13 protein-coding genes are annotated in these 15858 nt (G+C 52.6%); 9 read left to right on the forward strand and 4 right to left on the reverse strand.

Annotated features, from left to right (window positions below):
• The first annotated feature begins 77 nt into the window (after nt 1-77).
• Nucleotides 78-2306, forward strand: coding sequence for a penicillin acylase family protein (locus DG177_RS14105; protein WP_108812065.1), 2229 nt, complete (start codon nt 78-80; stop codon nt 2304-2306).
• Nucleotides 2307-2430: 124 nt separating this feature from the next.
• On the opposite strand, the gene xylA is transcribed toward DG177_RS14105, so the two are convergent.
• Together xylA and xylB are read right to left on the reverse strand one after the other, a co-directional pair.
• Nucleotides 2431-3771 (reverse strand): xylose isomerase, encoded by a 1341-nt coding sequence (gene xylA, locus DG177_RS14110; protein ID WP_108812066.1) that lies wholly within the window; start codon nt 3769-3771, stop codon nt 2431-2433.
• Nucleotides 3768-5237: a xylulokinase gene (gene xylB, locus DG177_RS14115; RefSeq protein WP_337658857.1), complete on the reverse strand. Its 1470-nt coding sequence runs from the start codon at nt 5235-5237 to the stop codon at nt 3768-3770. Before xylB ends, xylA begins: the two co-directional genes overlap by 4 nt.
• 247 nt (nt 5238-5484) lie before the next feature.
• Here xylB and DG177_RS14120 point away from each other — a divergent pair, with 247 nt between their 5' ends.
• The 7 genes from DG177_RS14120 (at nt 5485) to eda (ending at nt 13719) form a co-directional block, all read left to right on the forward strand.
• Complete coding sequence (locus tag DG177_RS14120) at nt 5485-6528, forward strand: LacI family DNA-binding transcriptional regulator (protein ID WP_337658858.1); 1044 nt, start codon at nt 5485-5487, stop codon at nt 6526-6528.
• A gap of 86 nt (nt 6529-6614) precedes the next feature.
• Nucleotides 6615-8021: a sugar porter family MFS transporter gene (locus DG177_RS14125; RefSeq protein ID WP_108812068.1), complete on the forward strand. Its 1407-nt coding sequence runs from the start codon at nt 6615-6617 to the stop codon at nt 8019-8021.
• Nucleotides 8022-8237: 216 nt separating this feature from the next.
• Complete coding sequence (gene zwf / locus DG177_RS14130; protein WP_108812069.1) at nt 8238-9686, forward strand: glucose-6-phosphate dehydrogenase; 1449 nt, start codon at nt 8238-8240, stop codon at nt 9684-9686.
• Nucleotides 9679-10320 (forward strand): 6-phosphogluconolactonase, encoded by a 642-nt coding sequence (locus tag DG177_RS14135; protein WP_108812070.1) that lies wholly within the window; start codon nt 9679-9681, stop codon nt 10318-10320. The genes zwf and DG177_RS14135 overlap by 8 nt, the downstream gene beginning before the upstream one ends.
• Entirely contained in the window at nt 10317-12137 is a 1821-nt protein-coding gene (edd, locus tag DG177_RS14140; RefSeq protein ID WP_108812988.1) for a phosphogluconate dehydratase, read from the forward strand. Before DG177_RS14135 ends, edd begins: the two co-directional genes overlap by 4 nt.
• 2 nt (nt 12138-12139) lie before the next feature.
• The gene (glk, locus tag DG177_RS14145) at nt 12140-13114 is read left to right on the forward strand and encodes a glucokinase (RefSeq protein WP_108812071.1); all 975 of its coding nucleotides are present in this window, start codon (nt 12140-12142) and stop codon (nt 13112-13114) included.
• Between the two features lie 17 nt (nt 13115-13131).
• Nucleotides 13132-13719: a bifunctional 4-hydroxy-2-oxoglutarate aldolase/2-dehydro-3-deoxy-phosphogluconate aldolase gene (gene eda / locus DG177_RS14150; protein ID WP_108812989.1), complete on the forward strand. Its 588-nt coding sequence runs from the start codon at nt 13132-13134 to the stop codon at nt 13717-13719.
• Here the strand turns inward: eda and DG177_RS14155 are convergent.
• Both DG177_RS14155 and DG177_RS14160 read right to left on the reverse strand, forming a co-directional pair.
• Entirely contained in the window at nt 13716-14558 is an 843-nt protein-coding gene (locus DG177_RS14155) for an aldose epimerase family protein (RefSeq protein WP_108812072.1), read from the reverse strand. The genes eda and DG177_RS14155 overlap by 4 nt on opposite strands.
• A gap of 17 nt (nt 14559-14575) precedes the next feature.
• A complete protein-coding gene (locus tag DG177_RS14160; protein WP_337658859.1) occupies nt 14576-14968 on the reverse strand; it encodes a hypothetical protein in 393 nt (130 codons plus the stop codon).
• A gap of 347 nt (nt 14969-15315) precedes the next feature.
• Between DG177_RS14160 and DG177_RS14165 the strand changes: the two genes are divergently transcribed.
• Nucleotides 15316-15828, forward strand: coding sequence for a sigma-70 family RNA polymerase sigma factor (locus DG177_RS14165; protein ID WP_108812074.1), 513 nt, complete (start codon nt 15316-15318; stop codon nt 15826-15828).
• Nucleotides 15829-15858 lie beyond the last annotated feature (30 nt).

The following is a 15858-nucleotide window of genomic DNA, read 5'->3' on the forward strand; positions in this document are numbered from 1 at the left end:
GTTGAAATAGCTGCCAGTTACATGATGCAGTATTGTCTCTCTTAGCCGAACCGGTTCCTATAACCAACCGACCAGAAATGGATTATTTCGTCCGGCTACATCCAGACGGACGCCAACAGCTCTTTTTCGATCTAGCAAGTAAACAGCTTGCAAAAGAAAGAGGCTTTTTGATGCTGAACACGACGTTTCGGATGGCTGTTACACTATCGTTCTTAGCGGCACTGGGGAGCTGTGCCTTGCATAGTTCAAAAACGGAATCGATCAGCCAATCTGTTTTAGAACCTAGCTTAGAAGTGCCAGCACTTGCGGAGAATGTAACGATCATGCGGGACGAGTTTGGAGTTCCACACATCTTCGGTCCTACGGATGCGAGCGTTGTTTTTGGCGCCACCTATGCTCGAGCCGAGGATGAATTTCACTATATGGAGCAAGCCTATATAAAACTTTTGGGCCGCGCTGCGTCTGTGAGCGGGCCCGACTGGCTGCCATGGGACATTTTCTTGAGAAAGCTGGAAATTGAAGATCATTCCAGACAGGAATATTTGAACGCATCAGCAGAAATCAAAGCTCTTTGCGAAGCTTTTGCCGAGGGTATGAATTATTTTTTGAGAACTAGGCCCGATATCAAGCCCAAGTTGATCATGCATTTTGAACCTTGGCATGCTCTGGTCGGCTATCGATTGTTTCATGTCTCCGGCATTGATGACGAAACCCAAAAGCAAATCGGACAGCCAAATATTCTCTCTGCATTTTCCGGTTATCTTTCCTCGACCATGTGGGCAATCGGGCCATCCAAGAGTGCCTCTGGGCACCCTATGTTGTTCATCAACCCGCATATTCCACTTGATGCTCCCTATGAAATGTCTTTGCACAGCGACGAAGGTCTGAACGTTTCCGGTCAGCTGGCATATGGAATCGGGATTTTACCAATTTCCGGTCACAATGGAGATGCAGGTTGGTCAATCACCGCCAATAGTCCCGACATTAATGATGTCTATGAAGAGACAATCGTCGATGGCGCATCCGGCTCGTACCAATATGGAGGTGAGATACTGACAACCACAAGATGGACTGAAAATATTGCTGTTGCTGGACCAGATGGGATCAAACAAAGAAAATATAATTTTGAGAAAACTCGACACGGCCCGCTGTTCGATGGACCGGGTGGCAAGCGCCTCGCGCTAAGAGTGGCCAAGCTGTCGAAAGGTGGCGTGCTGAAACAGTTTTTCGATATGAGCAAGGCACGCAATCTGGCAGAATTCAAACGTGCGATTGCGCCGATGAACATCACTTATAATAATCTTATGTATGCAGGACAGGACGGGCATATTTACTACGTCTACGGTGGAGCTATCCCCAAACGTAATGCTAAGTTGGACTGGTCCAAGCCTGTCGATGGCAGCAACCCCGAAACCGACTGGCGAGGGTTTTTCTCTCTCGCGGACCTGCCACAAATTGAAAACCCTGCATCAGGCTATCTACAAAACTCAAACAGCTCACCCTTTTTTTCGACGGATGGAACCGACCTGATAGAGACAGATTATCCTGCATATATGTTTCGATCTGAACGTGACACCGCGATTGCAAGGCGATCCAGACAACTGATCGCGGCAGAAGATAGAATATCTCTCGAACAGTTATCCCGATTTGCGTTCGATACTTATTTGCCCACTGCGGCGGCCGATATTGCGAAACTCAATGCGGAATGGGTGCAATCTTCTTCAAACAATGAAAAAACGGAAAAGGAAATTAAAGAAGCGCTACATATCCTCAACGAATGGGATAGACGAGCGGATGCCGACTCAGTTGGAGCTGCACTCTATGTCACGATGTTCCACATGCGTGATAACGATTCCGCATATCCGATGATCAATCGGCTCAGAAGGACAACTGCACTTCTGGAAAAATATTACGGCGACTGGCGAATTCCATATGGCCGTTTTAATAGAATTAGACGCGCGGAACATAGGGGTAAGATCAACATACCGCCTTCGCAACACGACCTGCCATCGCCCGGCACGCCTTTCTATATGGGCGCGATTATGACGTTTAATACGAAAACTGAAGACGGATCGAGCAAGAGCTACGGCAATCATGGACACTCCTATGTAAGCGTAGTGGAATTTGCTCCCGAGCTGAAGGCGCGATCAGTGATGGCCTATGGCCAGAACAGAAATCCTGAGTCTGCCCATTATTTTGATCAAGCTAGACTGTACACTCAGCAGAAGTTCAAGCCGGTCCGATTCTATGAAAAAGCCATCGTGAAGGCAGCTTTAAAAACCTATCGTCCAGGGCAGAAAAACTGAGCAGGTTTAAAAATTGGTTTCCATTTCAATAAATTTGAACTTCTCGAAACAACACACGGCTTTTGCGCGCAATAGGGTCGTGCGGTCATATCGGATGTTGCAACCAATCGCTCCTCGATTCAGATTATCGAACCAACTGGGTCACCACATTCTCCAGCCATTCCTGTCGGCCAGAAACAGGGTTCGGAGCATGGTTGCTGGAAAGGGCAAAATCAGCGACGGCATCTAAATTGACTTCGCCGGCAAGCATCTTGGCGCCGATACCGCCTTGCCATCCTGCATAGCGCTGTTCTCTGAACTGATCGAGGCGGCCATCCTGGATCATCGCTTCGGCATTGAGCAGTGCGCGGGCCATGAGGTCGACTGCACCAATATGAGCCTGGGCGACATCCTCCGCCGTAATACTTTGCCTGCGAACCTTGGCATCGAAATTCAGGCCGCCATTCCGCAGGCCTCCGGCTGACAGAATGGATTTCAACACCAGCGTGACCTCTCGCAGGTCATTGGGAAATTGATCAGTATCCCAGCCGTTTTGAGGGTCGCCGCGATTCAGGTCGAGCGATCCGAATAAATCAAGGGCAAATGCCATATCGACCTCATGCTCGAAACTAAGTCCAGCGAGAGTCGCGTGGTTAGCTTCAATATTGACGCGGACTTCGCGTTCCAGACCATAGCGTTGCAGGAAGGCATGGACGGTTTGCACCGTGCTGTCATATTGATGCTTGGTCGGCTCATGCGGTTTGGGCTCGATCAGAATATCGCCGGTAAAGCCAATCTTGTGCTTATGCTCGACTACCAGGCTTAAAAATCTACCAAGCTGATCCAGCTCTTGACCAATTTTGGTGTTGAGGATCGTGTCATAGCCTTCGCGGCCGCCCCATAATACATAATTAGACCCACCCAAACGGTGCGTTGCATTGAGCGCCTCGCGTACCTGCAAAGCTGCAAAAGCCGCAATGTCGGGATTGGGATTGGTTGACGCCCCAGCCATGTAGCGCGGATGAGAGAAATTATTGGCTGTGCCCCAAAGCAGTTTTTGCCCTGAACTGGCCATCAGTCCCTCAAGATGCTCCACTGCCTCGTTCAGGTATGTTACATGCTCTTGCGCTGTTTCTGCTGGTGCCATCACGTCAACATCATGAAAGCTGTAAAAAGGCAGATCGAGAATACTGAAAAGATCAAAGGCGGCTTCCCGCTTTGCAGCAGCCGCATCTTTCGGATCATCCATTTGATGCCATGGGCGGTGAAACCCGCCGGCGCCGAAAACATCCGATCCATCCCAGCAGAAGGTATGCCAGAAGCATACAGAGAGCCTTAACTGCTCCTCCATTGATTTACCCATGACCATCCGGTTTTTGTCATAATAGCGATAGGCGAAGTCATTCGTGCTGTCCTGACCTTCATAGCGGGCTTGGGGCAGGGATTTGAAATATTCGCGGGATGCGGAATCGAGATGTTTGGTCATGTAAGCTGCTCCTTACCCTGACGGGTATTCGTATATAAGTTTTTGAAAATAATGCGTTTCTCGTGAAGTGTATCGGCAAGCTGCGGATCAGGTTCAATCGCTTCGACAATATCCGGAGCCGCGAGTATGTCGGGTGCGCCCATCCCTTCAATCATGATACGAGCGAGCCGGGCCGCGCCAAAAGCAGCGCCCCTGTCAGCGCCTTTGCGATAGACTAGCGGTTTACCAATCGCTGAAGCTAGGATCCGACCCCAATACCGGGAGCGCGATCCGCCGCCGATAACGTTAAGTTGTTTGATCTCATTGCCGCAAGCCGCGATGGCGTCCGCGCCATCCGCATAGGCAAAGGCGATACCTTCAAGCGCAGCTTGCCCTAGCGCCGTCGGATCGGTTTCATGGGTCAAGCCATAAAAGGCACCGGTCGCGTGAGGATCATTATGAGGTGTGCGTTCGCCAGAAAGATATGGCAGAAAAATTTCCCCCTTGGTCGGGGTCCCGCGCAATTCGGCGGCGGCAAATAGCGCCGGAGTATCACGAAAGCCGACAGTTCTTGCCACCCAGTCCACGGCGCTGGCGGCACTCAGCATGACCGACATCTGGTGCCACAGGTCCGGTAGGGCGTGACAAAAGGTATGGACGCCATCAGTTGGATTGGGACGATATTGATCGTCAACATGAAAAATCACCCCCGATGTGCCGATGGACAACATGGTTTCACCCGCTCCAGCAACACCGGATCCCACCGCTCCAGCGGCATTGTCGCCGCCGCCTGCCGCTATAGGGACCGATTTCATGCCCCAACGCGAAGCCAGTTTCGCTGACAGGAAAGCGCTTTCATCCGGACCCTCGGCCAGCTCTGGCATATGCGACAAATCCAGGCCTGTTGCTTGTAACATCTTTTCTGACCATTGCCGTTTGCCGGTATCGAGCCATAATGTTCCAGCTGCATCCGACATATCGGAAACCATTGCGCCAGAAAGCTTGTAGCGCAGCCAATCCTTCGGCAACAACACCTTGGCAATTTTGGAGAAAATATCCGGCTCGTGCTTGTGTACCCATAATATTTTAGGGGCGGTGAAGCCCGGCATTGCTGTGTTGCCAGTGATATCTGCCAATTGCGGAACCGCGATTTTCAACGCGTCGCATTCTTTATGGCTGCGTCCGTCATTCCACAAAATCGCCGGTCGCAATATGCCATTATCTGCACCCATCAAAACCGCACCATGCATCTGACCTGCGATCCCGATTGCTGATATCTGACTGCGCAAGTCGTCAGGTAGTTGCTGGATCGCCGCATCAACGGCGTCCATCCAATCTTCTGGATCTTGTTCGCTATGCAATGGGTGAGGGCGCTGGACCTCCAAAGAGCTATTTGCCTCTGCCACTACCGTATCGCTGTCATCAACGATGACCGATTTGACTCCGGACGTACCCAGATCAATGCCGAGATACAGGTGCGGAATCATGGGGCTAATTGGTCACCAATTTCGTAGCTAACCAGCTTAGTGGCCAAGGCAATATCCGGCGCATTCCGGCTTGTCATCTTGCTATCTCTCCGTAACTTCTGACTCGTGCATTCGTATGTTTATGAATCAACCATCCTTTTAAGTGAGGTTTTCCGTAATGACAACCTTGTCAAAACCTTGTTCTTGTGCCAATTTGATTCTAAGCAAGGTCCAGAGGATCAACGGCTTGCGCCGAAAGGGATGAGGTTTGGAGAACAGGACGAGCGAGAGGCCGCACCAACGCGCGACCATGATCGACGTGGCCAAGGACGCCGGCGTATCGTTCAAAACCGTGTCTCGGGTACTTAATGGCGAAAGCAATGTTCGGGAAGAAACCCGCCGACTTGTCATGAGTGCTGCGGAAAGACTGGACTATAAGCTGAACGTGGCGGCGCGTAGTCTGCGCGTCGGCGGCCCCCAAATCATTGCGCTTCTGGTGCAAAACCCTAGCCGCAGCTATATTGAGAGCGTTCACCTAGGCGCGTTGCAGCGCTGCCACAAAACCGGCATGCATCTGATCATGGAAGAATGTGAAGATGGTCTGGCCGAGATTGAGTCGATGATCAACAACACATCACCGGTTGGTGTGGTGGTAACGCCGCCTTTGTGCGACAATCCCGATCTCATAAAAATGCTTGATGCGAAAAAGATCCGCTATGTTCTGATCGCGCCGCGCAATCCGAGTGCAGCTCAGGCGTCGATTAACATCAATGATGAGATCGCGGCCCAGGAAATGACAGAGCATCTTCTGTCCCTCGGTCATACGCGCATCGGCTTTATCAAGGGGCATCCGAATCATAGTGTTTCGGCAAAGCGCTATGATGGCTATTCAAAGGCGATGGTGTCGGCCGATATTGCCATCGATTCAGAACTCATCCAGCAAGGAGAGTTTTCATGGGCGTCCGGTCTTGCGTGCGCCGAAAAACTGCTCGATTTACCGGATCCGCCGAGCGCGGTTTTCGCCAGCAACGATGATATGGCCGCAGCCGTCATAGCGGCTGCCTATCGCCGGAACATTCACGTGCCCAATGACCTGTCAGTGGTTGGTTTTGACAATACGCAAGTTGCTGCGGTGATAAGTCCGCAGCTGACAACGGTGAACCAGCCGATTGCCGATCTGGTCTCGGAAGCGGTCGGGCTGTTGACGGATCAGACATTCCAATCCGGTGACCGGCCCAAGCCGATATTTCTCGACCATCATCTGGTCAAGCGTGAGTCTGCCGGGCCCGCAAAAGCAAAAGTTTCAGCATAATTTCAGGACGTAACAAATAGGATCGCGGCGACGTGTAAAATTAAAAGTCAACGTTGTCTATTTTCGAGTAAGGGGAGGATTAATCCATGCAAACGCATGACAATGAACAGACCAATATGGGGTTCATAGCGCTGATCGTGTCGATCGCGACGATTGGCGGATTTCTGTTTGGCTATGATAGTGGTGTTATTAACGGCACGGTCGATGGTCTCAGAGCCGCGTTTAACTCTGACAGCGTCGGTACGGGATTCAACGTGGCATCGATGCTGCTCGGTTGTGCGGCGGGTGCTTTTGCTGCTGGTAAGTTGTCTGATATGTTCGGGCGCCGGAACCTCCTATTGGCAGCGGCCCTATTCTTCATCGTTAGCGCGTTTGGATCAGGCATTGCCGAATCATCGATCGAATTTGTTATTTATCGTATCCTTGGCGGCCTCGCCGTTGGTGCCGCCAGTGTAACTGCACCAGCCTATGTTAGCGAAGTCACACCGGCTTCGATGCGTGGTCGCTTGTCTAGTATTCAGCAGATCATGATTATCATCGGTCTGACGGCCGCTTTCCTTTCCAATTACTTACTCGCTGCTTCGGCTGGAGCCTCAACCAATATCTTCTGGATGGGATACGAGGCCTGGCGCTGGATGTTCTGGATTGAAATTATTCCTGCAACAATTTTTTTGCTGGCGCTTCTGGCTATTCCGGAAAGCCCACGTTTCCTGGTGGTGAAGGGTCGCGATGCGCAAGCCGAAAGCGTACTTACTCGCCTGTTTGGCGGTGACGCCGCGGCATCGAAGGTCAAAGAAATCAAGGCTACGCTTGCTGATGATCATGCGCCAAAATTCTCTGATTTGATGGATAAAGCCACCGGCAAGGTACGAACTATCGTGTGGGTAGGTATCGGCCTCGCGACTTTCCAGCAATTGGTCGGGATCAATATCGTCTTCTATTATGGAGCGGTGCTTTGGCAGGCAGTTGGATTCAGTGAGAATGACGCACTCTTGATCAATATACTGAGCGGATCATTGTCGATTATTGCCTGTCTTGCGGCTATTGCCTTGATTGACAAGATCGGCCGCAAACCCTTGTTGATCATTGGTTCTGCCGGAATGGCGGTTACGCTGGGTATCATGGCGGCGGCCTTTTCCAGTGGGTCCATCGTCGATGGCCAACTGGTGTTGTCTGACAATGCTGGCACGATTGCTCTTATCAGTGCCAATGCCTATGCGGCCTTGTTCAACTTTAGCTGGGGGCCAGTCATGTGGGTCATGCTCGGCGAAATGTTTCCGAACCAGATCCGCGGATCTGGCCTAGCCGTGAGTGGTCTGGCGCAATGGCTGTCCAACTTCGGTATCACCATGGCGTTTCCCATCATGCTGGTCAGCATTGGCTTGGCGGGAGCATATGGCTTCTACGCCCTTTGTGCCGCAGTCTCGGTCTTCTTTGTTTACAAGATGGTCAAGGAAACCCGCGGCAAGGAACTGGAGGAAATGGAAGGCTGATCCGTTCTGTATTGCGGAAGCTGCGGTCTGGTTTCGGGCCGCAGCCTCTGTATACGAATTCAGTCATCAAACTGCAGCTTATGCGAGCGAGACAACGTTGACAGTATGCCGTTGCGGATTAAAAGAAATGGCTCGTCAGTCTTGCTTCATAGGGCCCTTTTATGAGCGCTACATTAGTATGAGAAATGTTGCTCCAACACGGATGATAGAAAATTGATGCATTCCCACCCTTCCAACACATTGCTCCTTTTCGGGGCTACGGGTGACCTGGCTCGGCGTATGCTGCTCCCTTCTCTTTATGCGCTGCACGCTGATGGCCTGATTGCCAAGGGTTTGCGAATAATTGGCACGGCGCGCAGCCGACTTAGCGACGAAGAATATCGAAAAATAATCGGTGAGGCATTGCACGAGTTTCTCCCGGAAGAACGCAAAAATACTGCCGATATTGAACGGTTTCTGGAGCGGCTTTTCTATCAGCCCCTTGATGCGTCGCAGACGGAAGGTTTTGCTGATCTTGCTGCGAAGCTTGGCGATATTGCATCGGGTCTATCAATTTTCCTTTCAACGGCACCTTTCCTTTTCGAACCGACGATAAAAGGTCTGCAATCCGCCGGTCTCGCCGGGGATAATGTCCGCATCGGACTGGAGAAACCACTAGGCAATGATTTCGCATCTTCAACCGAGATCAATGATGCGGTAGCCGCCGCTTTCCCGGAAGAACGGATCTTCCGGATAGACCACTATCTCGGCAAGGAAACGGTACAGAATATTCTGGCACTGCGTTTCGCCAACATGATGTTCGAACCGCTATGGAATGCGGGTGGTATTGATCATGTTCAGATCACCGTGTCGGAAGTGGTTGGCTTGGAGGGACGGCACGGCTTTTACGATGATACCGGCGCTTTGCGGGATATGGTCCAGAACCACATGTTGCAACTCTTGGCGATTACCGCGATGGAGCCGCCCGCCAGTTATGATGCAACTGCTATCCGCGACGAGAAAGTCAAAGTGCTGCGCTCGCTTCGCGCGTTGGACCCGGCGGAAGTTGTCACGGGTCAATATGACGCCGGCGCCGTGAATGGCACCGCTGTTGATGGATATCAGAGTGATTTGGGTGACCAATCGAACACCGAAACCTTTGTCGCTTTGAAGGCCCATGTCGACAATTGGCGTTGGCAGGGTGTGCCCTTCTACCTGCGCACTGGCAAACGTCTGGCTGAACGGCGTAGTGAAGTTGTTATCCAGTTTAAGGACGTGCCACACAGTATTTTTGGAGAGCGCTCGGGCAAACCAATCGCCAACCGGCTCGTCATTCGACTGCAGCCGGAAGAATATGTCCGTCTGCAGGTGATGGCGAAAGAACCGGGACTCGACCGCGATGGTATTGTCCTGCGTGAGGTACCTCTCGACCTCTCGCTTACACAGGCCTTTGCCAGTGCCCGTCGCCGGATCGCATATGAACGCTTGTTACTCGACCTGATCGAAGGTGATCAGACTCTGTTCGTCCGTCGCGATGAGGTCGAGGCGCAATGGTCATGGGTCGATGCCATACGGAAGATATGGAGCGATCATGCAGTAGTACCGAAAAGCTATGGTGCCGGAAGCTGGGGGCCCTCCGCCGCAATTGCCCTGACCGAGCGGGATGGAGTAAGCTGGCATGAATGACGCCGTCGTATCTGGGAAAGTCACTTGGGCGGACGATGCCGATGCAGGCGCTGTCGCTGCGCATCTGGTGAAAGCGATGGAGCAACACGGTGCCCGGCTGCTGGCTGTTCCCGGTGGTAATACGCCAGTGGCGATATTTGACATATTGTCGACCATGAACCTACCGTGGGAAGTGCTTTCCTTAATTCTCACCGACGATCGTATCGTAGCGAAAGACCATGAAGCCAGTAATTTTGGCAAGCTCTCCAAAGCCTTTGCAAACAGTGAAGCGCAACTCATCGAACTGACCGATAGCATGATCCCGCCGCGTGCCGATCTTGTCTGGATTGGAATGGGTGCGGACGGGCATATTGCTTCCTTGTTTCCGGATATGAAAGCACCGGTTCGGGGCGATGAAAACAGCCCGATGGTTGTTCGTACGGTACCCGAACCCTTGCCGTCAGAAGCGCCTTTCGAGCGGCTCAGCCTCAATATGGCGGCGCTTACTGATACCAATGAAATCATTATTGTCGTGCGTGGAGCCGACAAGAAAACTATATTGCAACAGGCAATAGAGGGGGCACATGATTTGCCGATTGCGAAGCTGATCAAAGCCGCTACCTGCCCCATAATAATTTTTTGGAGCGAGACATAAACCTGCACCCCACCCTGGAAGCGGTAACCAGCCGCATCATCAAACGCAGCGCGGCGTCTCGCGCGGCTTATCTCGATCTGATTGATCGCGAAGGTGACAAGGGCGTCCATCGTCCCAACCTGTCCTGCGGCAACCTCGCACACGGCTTTGCCGCCAGCGGCGATGATAAATCGGCCATACGCTCGGGTGCGGCGATGAATATAGGTATCGTCACGGCCTATAATGATATGCTGTCGGCGCATCAGCCCTATGGTCGCTATCCCGAACAAATCAAGATTTTTGCACGCGAAGCCGGTGCCACTGCACAGGTTGCGGGCGGCGTTCCGGCGATGTGCGACGGCGTAACTCAGGGCCAGTTGGGTATGGAACTCAGCCTGTTCAGCCGCGACAATATTGCGATGGGAACAGCGATCGGACTAAGCCACGGGATGTTCGAAGGTACATTGCTGCTCGGCATCTGTGACAAAATCGTTCCGGGCTTGCTAATCGGCGCACTGCGCTTTGGCCACTTGCCGACAATATTGATTCCCGCCGGACCAATGCCATCCGGCCTTGCCAACAAGGAAAAACAGCGCGTGCGCCAGCTCTATGCAGAAGGCAAGGCGACAAAGGATGAGCTGCTGGAAGCCGAAGCCGCAAGCTATCACGGCGCTGGTACATGCACCTTTTATGGTACCGCCAACTCCAATCAGATGATGATGGAAATGATGGGCCTGCATATTCCCGGGGCAGCCTTTGTCAATCCAGGTACCAAGCTACGTCAAGAACTGACCCGCGCTGCCGTGCGGCAATTGCCAACTATCAGCAAAGCGGGGAATGACTATCGCCCATTGGGCCGCTGCATTGATGAAAAGGCGATCGTGAACGCTGCGGTTGGTCTTTTGACTACCGGTGGTTCGACCAATCATCTGATTCACTTGCCGGCGATTGCGCGAGCAGCCGGGATCATTATCGATTGGGAAGATTTTGATGCTTTGTCGGCTGTGGTTCCTCTTGTGACGCGTATCTATCCCAACGGCTCCGCTGATGTGAATCATTTCCATGCGGCTGGCGGCATGGCGTTCGTCATCCGCGAACTTCTGGATGCTGGGTTGTTGCATGGCGACATCATGACCGTCGCGGGCATGAACATGTATGATTATGCTAAAGAGGTAGTGCTTGATGCTGACAGGCCGGCTTGGAATGCTGCGCCGTTGGAAAGTCGCAACGCCGACATCCTTCGACCTGTGTCCGATCCTTTCTCTCCAGATGGCGGCATGCGGCTGCTTACCGGTAATCTCGGCCGAGCGGCGATCAAAACCAGTGCGGTTGATCCTAGCCGACAGACTGTCGAAGCGCCGGTTCGGGTTTTTGCCGATCAGAACGATGTGAAGACTGCCTTTGATGCTGGCGAACTGGACCAGGATGTTATCATCGTTGTGCGTTTTCAGGGTCCTCGCGCCAATGGCATGCCAGAGCTGCACAAGCTCACTCCGCCAATGGGCGTATTGCAAGATCGTGGTTTCAAGGTTGCACTGCTGACTGATGGACGTATGTCGGGTGCCAGCGGCAAGGTCCCAGCCGCAATCCACTGCTGGCCAGAGGCGAAAGACGGCGGACCTCTGGCAAAGTTGCAGGATGGCGATATCGTTCGCATTTGCGCCAAGACGGGCGAGTTGGCTGTCTTGGTCGACGAAGCGGATTGGCAGCAAAGGTCGCTGGCCGACACACCGGTGGAGTGCGCTGGCACCGGACGGGAGCTTTTTTCCGTCATGCGCAGCCTATCTGATAATGCAGAAGCAGGGGCGTCAGCCATGCTCAACCAGGCGGGATTGTAGTTTTGACTCAGGAAATTGTGACAGCTGATATTGGCGGTACCCATGCCCGTTTTGCCATTGCTCAGGTGGAAGGTCATCATGTTGAGGCACTGACGGATCAGGTGGTAATGAAAAGTGCCGATCACGCCAGTCTGCAAACCGCATGGGAATTTTATGCAGACCAGATTGGCCGTGCACTGCCGAAAGACGGAGCGATTGCGGTTGCCGGTCCGGTTGGCGGCGAGCTTTTGCGTTTCACTAACAACCCCTGGATTGTTCGGCCTCACGCTATCCCGACCAAGCTGGGTCTTGACCGCTTTACCTTGATCAACGATTTTGGCGCCGTGGCCCATGCTGTGGCCCATCTCAATGGCGATAGTCTTGTGCATTGCTGCGGTCCTGCCAAACCACTGCCGGCGATCGGACCAATATCGATATTTGGTCCCGGTACCGGCCTCGGCGCCGTGCAGTTGCTGCGGACTTCGGATAGCTATCACGTAATCGAAACCGAAGGTGGTCATACCGATTTCGCGCCACTCGACAGTATAGAAGACCAGATTTTGCAGAAGCTGCGGCAAAAGTACCGTCGGGTTTCCGTGGAACGGATTGTTTCAGGCCCTGGTCTGGTCGCCATCCATGAAGTTCTGTCGAACCTTGAAGGCAGGGCGGCTGTACCGGTTGATGATCGAGAGTTGTGGGAAATGGCGTTAGAAGGAAAAGATAGTCTCGCCGCTGCGGCGCTTGATCGCTTTTGCCTTAGCCTTGGTGCGGTGGCGGGTGATCTGGCTCTGGCGCAAGGGGCCAAAGCTGTGGTGATCGGCGGCGGACTGGGCGCACGGATCGCTGATATTTTACCCCAGTCCGGTTTCTGTCAGCGCTTTGTTGCCAAGGGGCGGTTTGAGGCCGTTATGCAAAATATTCCGGTTAAATTACTGCGCCACCCCCAGCCCGGTCTTTTCGGAGCGGCTGCAGCCTTTTTGCAGGAGCATAATGTTTGAAACCAATTGAAAAAATAATGCGCACAGCGCCCGTGATCCCGGTATTGGTCATTGACGATGTTGCCAGCGCGCGGCCGATAGCCGAAGCGCTGGTAAGTGGTGGTTTACCGATATTGGAGGTAACGCTCCGCACGGACTGCGCACTTGAAGCAATCGCAGAGATGAAACAGGTCGAAGGCGCGATAGTCGGTGCTGGCACGGTTCTAAACGGCGATCACCTAAGATCCGCGATCGACGCCGGTTCTGAATTTATCGTGTCTCCCGGACTGACCGAAGGATTGGTCGATGCGGCTTTGACTCGCGATATTCCGTTGCTCCCCGGTATTTCATCAGCCAGCGACATCATGCGCGGCATTGAAATGGGATTGGGACATTTTAAATTTTTCCCAGCCGAAGCATCTGGTGGATTGGCAGCTCTCAAGGCTATTGCAGCGCCTTTTAAAGACTGCAAATTCTGCCCCACCGGTGGAGTAAATCCGCAGACAGCACCCGACTGGCTGGCTTTGGAAGCTGTACTTTGCGTGGGTGGCAGCTGGGTGGTTCCAAAAGGTGTAACGGATTTTGAGCAAGTGAGGCAGCTGGCGCAAACGGCAGCTGCGTTTTAGCGCAGATGATCTTTTTCGGTAACGCAAAATTGAACTTGAGTGGACCATGTTTCGCCGGCTTCTAACTTGCGTAAGCCGCCACGATTGATGGCATCCGTGATATGACTAACGGGCTCAATACAAAAATAATCCTCATCAGCGGGGGCAAAAATATGGGTTTCGGGCAAGTCAAAATCAGGCTCTATAATGAGTTGATGCTGTGGCCACTCGATTAGCAACGGAGATTTACGGCCGGTAAAAACCGTGTCTACCGGATCATCATCAGATAGGCTATAAGGCCCCACTTTGGAGATCCAACTGGTTGGCAGTCCATCTCTTGAGGTTTGCCAGAAGCCGTCAAAAGATGTGTGCAATTTCGCTTTAGATCGCGGAAAATAGGGATGAAACCCAAGCCCCGCAGGCATAGTCGTTTCGCCGATGTTGGTAATCGACACGCGATGGATGTAGCCGTCTGGTACAAGTGTCATAATTTGATCACAGACATAGAGCCATGGCCACCGACCGCATGGATGCTCGTAGCGAAGATGAAGCGTGTCCTCTGTCTTGCTGACGATCTGCCATTCCTCGGTCCAGCCGTGTCCGTGAATGGGATGTTGGGCTGATGCGGCCGGATAGTTTGGTACCAAGGTCACGGGTTCGCCGTTGAACAAAAACTGTCCGTTCGCAATCCGGTTGGAAAATGGCACCATTACAAAATTTGCGAGGGCCAATGGTCCTTTTTCATTCATTCGAGCGGGGTGGAATATGGGTTGATCGCGCCAGTCAAATCGCAATATTCCGCCACCGCGTTGCGGATCAATAATCAATGCTATGTCATTGTTATGCAGCGAAATCACCATCCGACAAGGATAGGCGTTTATGGAGCGGTAGAATAGCTAATAAACGGCCCCAGCGCGACAGAAGCCCGAATTCCTGCCGGTGAGCTATCAACAAAACGGACAATATCGCCGGAACAGAGCATGTTACTCGTCGTCTGGCTCACCATGACAAGATCATCCTGCAGTAAGGAAGCTCCCCATTGTGGACGATTGAGCCAAATCTTACGGTCGGGCATTTCATAGGCGATACCAACGCGATCAATGACCCGAGTGGAACGGACCTGCTGCAATGCTATGCAATGGGTCGTCTCATAAACATCGACGGGTGGCACAAATATCATCTGCGATACATCGACATGTCCAGTTTTGACGTCACTGGAGGTGCAGCCAGCCAGCGTCAATGGCAGCATCAGCATTGCTATGCGGTTCACTTACAGCCTCCTGTCGATCTTGTTGCCCCTAGTAGCCCGGGGGAAAGGTCAATCTGAGCCTTCCCCCGGGTCGGTCCGATCTTCGGGGAAAGATCTGGACAGAGGACCCGCAGGGTTCGGGATGGGTCCGATATTTAAGACGCCATCCACTGCTAAAACCCGCAAAATTTTCTTCGATTATTTTCAGAGGTCCTGAAACGCACTGTATCAATATGTAAAATTACTTCATGACACGATTGCAAAAAACGGTATTATCGATCCAAGAATCGCACCTTTCCAGGCTTGCTGAATGATATTAATCCGTTCAGTAAGGCCCACACCCCCCAGATGCAGAGATTCGTCAGCTTATGAAGCAACACGAACTTCAAGCCGTTTTCCTTAGTCAACGTGACGCCTTGTTGCGGTTTTTGCGAGCACGCGGCGCCGTTGATAATGCTGAAGATATTTTGCAGGATCTGTGGCTGCGTCTGGCCGATCTGGATGACAGCACCATCGTCAGCCCGGTGGCCTATCTGTATCGCGCTGCCAATAATATCATGCATGATCGCCATCGTTCCAGCCAACGCTCAAGGCGTCGTGATAGCGAGTGGAGCGATATTGAGAGAGGAACTGGAGAAGCTTCGGATTTCCCGCTCCCCGACCGGGCACTGATCGCGCGTCAGCAGTTGAACCAGATTGAGGCTCGTATTGCCGAAGAAGGTCCCCGCATTTTCAAGGTTTTTCGTCGCTTTCGTGTCGACGGCGTCGGGCAGCGTCAAATTGCTGCTGAACTGTGTATCAGTTTGAGTAGCGTGGAGAAGGATTTGCAAAAAGCGTATCGGGCACTGGCGGAGTGGCGGGAGAATGAAGATGCCCCATAGTCTGCGGGATCAGAAGAGCGGTGACGTCTG

It is taken from the genome of Sphingorhabdus sp. Alg231-15 (genome assembly GCF_900149705.1).
Classification (GTDB): domain Bacteria; phylum Pseudomonadota; class Alphaproteobacteria; order Sphingomonadales; family Sphingomonadaceae; genus Parasphingorhabdus.

Excerpts from the sequence above, each read along its gene's own strand:
- DG177_RS14105 (WP_108812065.1), top strand. The coding sequence starts at position 78 with ATGGATTATTTCGTCCGGCTACATCCAGACGGACGCCAACAGCTCTTT.
- xylA (WP_108812066.1), bottom strand. The coding sequence starts at position 3,771 with ATGACCAAACATCTCGATTCCGCATCCCGCGAATATTTCAAATCCCTG.
- xylB (WP_337658857.1), bottom strand. The coding sequence starts at position 5,237 with ATGATTCCGCACCTGTATCTCGGCATTGATCTGGGTACGTCCGGAGTC.
- DG177_RS14125 (WP_108812068.1), top strand. The coding sequence starts at position 6,615 with ATGCAAACGCATGACAATGAACAGACCAATATGGGGTTCATAGCGCTG.
- zwf (WP_108812069.1), top strand. The coding sequence starts at position 8,238 with ATGCATTCCCACCCTTCCAACACATTGCTCCTTTTCGGGGCTACGGGT.
- DG177_RS14135 (WP_108812070.1), top strand. The coding sequence starts at position 9,679 with ATGAATGACGCCGTCGTATCTGGGAAAGTCACTTGGGCGGACGATGCC.
- eda (WP_108812989.1), top strand. The coding sequence starts at position 13,132 with ATGCGCACAGCGCCCGTGATCCCGGTATTGGTCATTGACGATGTTGCC.
- DG177_RS14155 (WP_108812072.1), bottom strand. The coding sequence starts at position 14,558 with ATGGTGATTTCGCTGCATAACAATGACATAGCATTGATTATTGATCCG.
- DG177_RS14165 (WP_108812074.1), top strand. The coding sequence starts at position 15,316 with ATGAAGCAACACGAACTTCAAGCCGTTTTCCTTAGTCAACGTGACGCC.